The sequence below is a fragment of the Roseiarcus sp. genome (assembly GCF_052145395.1).
Lineage (GTDB): Bacteria > Pseudomonadota > Alphaproteobacteria > Rhizobiales > Beijerinckiaceae > Roseiarcus.
Genome location: NZ_JBKQOT010000525.1, coordinates 1 through 5837, shown reverse-complemented (window position 1 = coordinate 5837; position 5837 = coordinate 1). Strand labels below are relative to the sequence as shown.

The 5837-nt window shown below is 63.3% G+C and carries 6 protein-coding genes and 1 pseudogene; 2 read left to right on the top strand and 5 right to left on the bottom strand.

What is annotated here, in order from left to right:
• The 3 genes from ACLP25_RS18070 to tssB all read right to left on the bottom strand — a co-directional run.
• Nucleotides 1–524 (bottom strand): Hcp family type VI secretion system effector (locus ACLP25_RS18070; protein WP_442470557.1); only part of this gene is annotated, 524 nt, incomplete at its 3' end.
• A gap of 115 nt (nt 525–639) precedes the next feature.
• Nucleotides 640–2133, bottom strand: a complete 1494-nt coding sequence (gene tssC / locus ACLP25_RS18065; RefSeq protein WP_442470556.1) for a type VI secretion system contractile sheath large subunit — start codon at nt 2131–2133, stop codon at nt 640–642.
• An 88-nt stretch (nt 2134–2221) separates the two neighbouring features.
• On the bottom strand, nt 2222–2746 hold the full coding sequence (gene tssB, locus ACLP25_RS18060) for a type VI secretion system contractile sheath small subunit (protein ID WP_442470555.1): 525 nt from the start codon (nt 2744–2746) through the stop codon (nt 2222–2224).
• 228 nt (nt 2747–2974) lie between these two features.
• Between tssB and ACLP25_RS18055 the strand changes: the two genes are divergently transcribed.
• Entirely contained in the window at nt 2975–3526 is a 552-nt protein-coding gene (locus tag ACLP25_RS18055; protein ID WP_442470554.1) for an invasion associated locus B family protein, read from the top strand.
• 365 nt (nt 3527–3891) lie between these two features.
• Here ACLP25_RS18055 and ACLP25_RS18050 read toward each other — a convergent pair whose 3' ends face one another.
• Nucleotides 3892–4200, bottom strand: coding sequence for an EthD family reductase (locus ACLP25_RS18050; RefSeq protein WP_442470553.1), 309 nt, complete (start codon nt 4198–4200; stop codon nt 3892–3894).
• 174 nt (nt 4201–4374) lie between these two features.
• On the opposite strand from ACLP25_RS18050, the gene ACLP25_RS18045 reads away from it, so the two are divergent.
• Entirely contained in the window at nt 4375–5127 is a 753-nt protein-coding gene (locus ACLP25_RS18045) for a hypothetical protein (RefSeq protein WP_442470552.1), read from the top strand.
• A 122-nt stretch (nt 5128–5249) separates the two neighbouring features.
• Here the strand turns inward: ACLP25_RS18045 and ACLP25_RS18040 are convergent.
• Nucleotides 5250–5693: pseudogene (locus ACLP25_RS18040) on the bottom strand (4Fe-4S dicluster domain-containing protein); the annotation flags it as partial.
• Nucleotides 5694–5837 lie beyond the last annotated feature (144 nt).

Below are 5837 nucleotides of genomic sequence, written 5' to 3'. Positions count from 1 at the left end.
GTGGAGACCTTGTCGTCGCCGGTGCCCTCGCGCCACGCCTTCTGCCCCTTGACGTCCCAGCCCTTCTTGTTGGCGGCGTCCAAAGTACCGTCCGCTTTCTGCGGCTTGTAGGAAACCTCCATCTTGGAGAAGTTGAGCGTTGCGCTCTCCGTCGGGAGGCCGCCGCCGTCGGCGCCGGAATGGCTGAACGAGGTGATGAACACCTCCTCCATCGTGATCGTGAGATATTCCTGCGGATTTTCGCCCGACTTGCGGATGTGAAGGATCGCCTTCTCGTGGTGAGTGCCGTTCACGCAGTTGATGAAGAAGTTCGGAGTCGACTTGTCCGCGAACTTGGTGACGCTCAGGTCCGAGAAGGCCGCCTTGGACGCGCCCGAACCCGATCCGACAGCGCCCGTGCCGGAGTTGGACACGCCGAAAGAGAACGACAGGACCTGGATCTTGTCCTTGAACTTGTCGTCCGGCGACTCGCCGTCAAACTTGCCCTTTCCCGAAAATTCGAGAAACATATCGCCAGCTGCCATAATCCAATCTCCTTTTCGCTTCCCTAAAATCGGGGACGTACTGGAAATCTCTTGACGCCCCCGCCCCAAACCCTAAACGTCGCGCCCTCGCGAGCGGCGGCGTCCACTTGCCACTTCACTGCTCGAGCGGCAGGCGGGAAACCAGGCTCATGCCGATGTCCATGCCTTCGAGTTGGAAGTGCGGCCGGAGATAGACATTCGCCGAGTAGTAACCCGGGTTATCTTCGCTCGCGACCAGGGTGACCTTCGCCGCCGCGAGCGGCAGCTTGGCCTTGACCTCTTCGCTCGAATGCTCGGGATCGCCGTCGACGTACAAGGTGATCCACTCGTTCAGCCACTTCTCCAGCTGCGCCTTTTCCTTGGTCGAGCCGATCTTGTCACGCACCATGCACTTCAGGTAGTGCGCAAAGCGCGACACGGCGAACATGTACGGAATTCGCGCGGACAGGTTGTCGGCGGCGGTCGCGTCCGTACTCATATATGTCTTCGGCCGGTACACCGACTGCGCGCCGATGAAGGCCGCCTTGTCGGTATTCTTGCGATGGATGATCGAGATGAGGCCGGCCTTGGACAGTTCGGCCTCGCGCCGGTCGGTGATCGCGATCTCGGTGGGGCATTTCAAGTCGACGCCGCCGTCGTCGGTCGGGAAGGTGTGCGTCGGCAGGTTGATCACCTCGCCACCCGACTCGACGCCGCGGATCCGAACCGTCCAGCCGTATTCCTTGAAGGCGCGATTGACGTTTGCCGCCATGGCGTAGGCGGCGTTCATCCAGGCGTACTTCTCGCCTTTGTGCCCGTCGGTCTCTTCCTCGAAGGCGAACTCCTCGATCGGCTCCGACTTCGAGCCGTAGGGCAGGCGCGCGAGCACGCGCGGCATGCACAGCGCGACGTAGCGGCTGTCGACGGCGTCGCGCAGGCCCTTCCACGCCGCGTAATCCGGCGTATCCATCAGCTTGCCGATGTCGCGCGGATTCATCAGCTCCGTCCAGGCGTCCATGCCGAGCAGATTCGGGTCCGCCCCGGTGATCAGCGGCGCCAGCGAGGCCGAGGCGACCTTGGACAGATCGCGGAGGAGCTGAACGTCGGTAGGCGAATGGCTGAAGTGGTAGTCCGCCACCAGCGCGCCGTAAGGCTCGCCGCCGAGCTGTCCGAATTCGCTCTCGTAGATCGCCTTGAAGAGCGGGCTCTGATCCCATCGTGCGCCGGGATAGGACTTGAGGTTGCGGTACAGTTCGGTCTTGCCGACGTTGAGCACGCGGATCTTCAGCGTCGCGTCGGTCTCCGAATTGAACACCAGATAGTTCAGCCCGCGCCATGCGCTTTCGATCTGCTTGAACTCCGGCGCGTGCAGGATCACGTTCATCTGCGCCGAGAGCTTCGCGTCGAGGGCGGCGATCATCGCCTCGATGGTGTCGATGACGTCGCTCTTGACGACGCTCGAATCCGCCAGCGCCTGCGTCACCAGCGTCTGGACGGCGTTCTCGACCTCGGCCGCCGCGCGATCGCTGCGCGGCTTGAAATTCTGTTTCAACAGATCTGCGAACTCGTCGGCCTCGCCAACCGCAGCGCCCGCTGCCGCAGCCTGTTTCTGGTCTTCAAGCTCTGCCATAGCGCAGCATCCCTCTTATGCCGAAGTATCGCGCGGCGAGCCTTCGCCCCGCGTGCAATCCAATCGTCACGTCAATTGTTACGCCGATTTAGGCGCCGCTCGGCTTCTGCTCGAGCTTCGCCTTCATCGCCGCCATAAGGTCCGGGTCGGACAGCAGCTTCTTGAGGGTGTCCTCCGCGGCGACCTTGCCGTCCATGTAGCGCAACAGATTCGACAGCTGCTCGCGCGCCTCCAAAAGTTTGGCGGTCGCCGGCACTTGGCGGGCGATGGCGGCCGGGGAGAAATCGTCCATCTTGGTGAACTTGAGATTGACCGACAGCTTCTCGCCGCCTGCGCCGTCGCCGAGCTTGTTGTCCACCTTCATCGACACCGCCGGCTCGATTGCGGCCATGCGCTTGTCGAAATTGTCCATGTCGATGTCCAGGAACTTGCGCTCGTTCATGTCGGGCTTGGCGACCGCCGAGGCGTTGCCCGACAGGTCCGCCATCACGCCCATCACGAAGGGCAGCTCGACGAGCTTCTCCGAATTGTAGGGGTCTTCGTATGTGATGTGCACGCGGGGCTTGCGGTTCCGGGAAATGAACTTCTGTCCGGAATTGCTGTTCGAGGCCATAACTCCCCTCCTCGTCTCCTCACAATGCTAGCATAGTAGTGCGGCGCGGGAACGCAATACGGTTTCGCACACATTTTGCTGCAGCATAGGCGAATTTTCTCGGGCGCCGAACGGAGTGGCCCGACGCGCCCGCATCGAGAACACTGAGACTCCGGCGCGCGCATGGAGTTTGACAGGCAGGGGCCTTCCGCTTAGCAGGGCCGCACGATTTCGGGGCGGGAGTTCGCGATGAAGGTTCTGTTTTTGGCGCTCGTGGCCGGCGGGCTCGCGGCCGCGCCCGCTTTCGCCGAGACCGCGAAGCCTGCCGACAAGGCCACTGCGCGGACGGAGCCGGCGAAGATCCGCCGCGCCGAGACCATCGTGGACGACAGCTGGACCGTCACCTGCGCGCAGACGGACGAGCCGGAGGGCAAGCGCCATTGTTCGGCGTCCCTGAGCATCGCCCAGACCGACAAATCCGGGGGGCAGCGCGTCGTGTTCACCTGGGTAATGGGCCATCAGGACGGCAAGCTCGCCTCGGCGATCTCCGTTCCCTCGGGGATTCAGATTCCGCCCGGCATGGAGATCAAGATCGGCGACAAGGAGGCGCGCAAGGTCGGGTTTTCGATCTGCATGCCGGATCATTGCGAGGCGCTGCTGCCGCTCGAGGATACGGTGGTCAAGAGCCTGAGCGCCGCCCCGACGACCGAAATCACGGTGCGCGCGGTCAACGGCGCCGATGCGAAGTTCACCGTCAATATGAAGGGCTTCGTCCAGGCGCTGGCGGACCTCGGCAAGTAGGGGCTTTCGCAGGATCGGTTGCCCCCGTCGGGCCGGGCATTCCGCCGGAACTGCCGAGCTTGCCGCGGCTCCCGGATCGCTTTGACGCCCGCTAGCCACGGCGCGATCCGTCGAAGGTTTCAACGGCGCCGATGCGAAGTTCACCGTCAATATGAAGGGTTTCGTCCAGGCGTTGGCGGACCTCGGCAAGTAGGGGCTTTCGCAGGATCGGTTGCCCGTCGGGCCCGGGCGTTCCGCCGGAACCGCCGAGCTTGCCGCGGCTCCCGGATCGCTTTGACGCCCGCTAGATAGCCACGGCGCGATCCGTCGAAGGTTTGACCGTCGCGACCCGATTTCATCGCGCCTCAACGTCTTTCCCGCGGCGATCAGACGTTCGCGGTCTCATAGATGAACATGTCGACGCCGCCGGTGGCGAACTTTCCGACGTCCGCTGCGGCCGCCTGGCCCTCCGGACTCCCGAACGCCGCCTGGATCGCCGACGCATCGTCGAAGGTCAAGGTCGCCACGAGGTGGACGCCGGAGGGGCCGGCCGGGGTCGCCACCGGGCCCCGGCTCACCTCGAAATGGCGGAGACCGGGGATCTTTTTCGCGATCGCGATATGCGTTTCAGCGTAATACTTGTCGAAAGCCGCGGCGTCAGACGGCGTCTTGTACAGGACCAGCAGCTTCGCCATGCGTTCCCTCTCGTTTTGGCGTTTCTTCCGGATCGCGCCTGTTGGCCGGCGCGCGACAGACTGTAGACCGGCCATTGCTGCCGAGCAAAGCGCCCGCTCAAGCGGTTCCTCGGTCTTTCCACAAGGAACAAAAACGCGACCCCAGCGTTATCGGCTCCGCAGGAGGGGCTCCCGATGCATCAGGTCAAGGTCCGCACGTTCACGCCCGGTCTCAATCCGCGGCGCACGAAGCTCGAGTCGCCCGGATGGGCGGGCGAGCGGCAGCCGCGCAAGGACGGCTCGATGGAGCAGGCATGGCATTGCCTGCCGTTCTCGGAAGGGGCCCGCTACGGGATCGAGCTTTTTTATCCGTATTCGAACCCGCTCGCGGTTGGAACAAGGGGCGGACGCGTCATTCTGACGGGCGATTTCGGGCCGCGACCGGAAAACTATGGCGGCGAATGGCCGCCGTTCCGGCCCTTCGGAGACCTTTACTACACCTATCAGGTGTCGCTCGACCTGAAGGTCGACGAGGGCTTTGCAATCCGCACGGAGCCGCATCCGCGGTTCTACACCGATCCGACCCACACGACGCCGATCGCGCTCCCGGCGCTTATTCGTCGCTGGTGGCCGATGACCTATTTTCTCGTCTTCAAGGCGCCTCCTGAAGGCGACGTCCACATCTTCCGGCCCGGCGAGCCCTTCGCGCAGATTCTGGTCGTCCCCGAGGAGGCCGACTTCGAGCTGGTCCCGATGAGCGAGGAGGAGGCGGCCGAGCGGGAGCTGCAGTCGCAGCGCATCTACGCGAGCCGCGAGACGCTTTCGGCGGACAGCCAGTGGACATCGGCCACGAACACCGTCTTCGACGAGTCGGCTCCGGAGGAGAATAGGCCCGGCCTGGCCCCTCCCGGAGACGTCCGGGCGCCCAGACTCGCATTTTTCCGTTGACCGGGCAGATGACATTCGAAACAGGAGGTGGCTCTGTCGCCCTGCGGCCGTGCCGTCAGAGGGACACGAGGAGGTATCTTGCCCGTCAAATCACGCCAAGGTACGTAGCTGAGCGAAGCGGCAGGACACGCCTCGACGCATTTCGGTTTTCCGTTGCACAGGTGGCACTTGGTCGCCTTGCGGGTATCCGGGTCAAAGGAGATCATCTCCCACGGACACGCCTTCAGGCAGACCCTGCAGCCCGTGCACTTCTCCACGTCGACCATGCGGCTGCCCGTCAAAGGCGCTGCCACAATCGCACCCTCTGGGCAGATGTTCGCACACGGGACAGGGTGAGGACACTGTTTACAGAGATCCTGGACGATCAGGCCGCTTCCCCAGAGGCCCTTGCCTTCACGCCATCCAAAGAGAGCGTCCGGTCCGAAGTTGGCGTTGCGGTCAACTTTAATCCTCGATAGCGTCGGCGCAGCTTTGCCGTCATTAAATTCGGTGCACGCCAGCTCACAACGGCCGCATCCCACACATAGTGCCGGGTCTGCGATCACGATGCCGTGGGCCTTCTCCATAATAATCAGAGGCTTTGTCGAACTCCGAGCCAGAACGGGAGCGAGCGCCGATGCCGCCACAATTGAAATGCCGCCTAGTTTTAAGATCTGGCGGCGGGAAAACAGCAGGTTCGGACCGGGCGAGCTTACTTGCGGTTCGGGCGG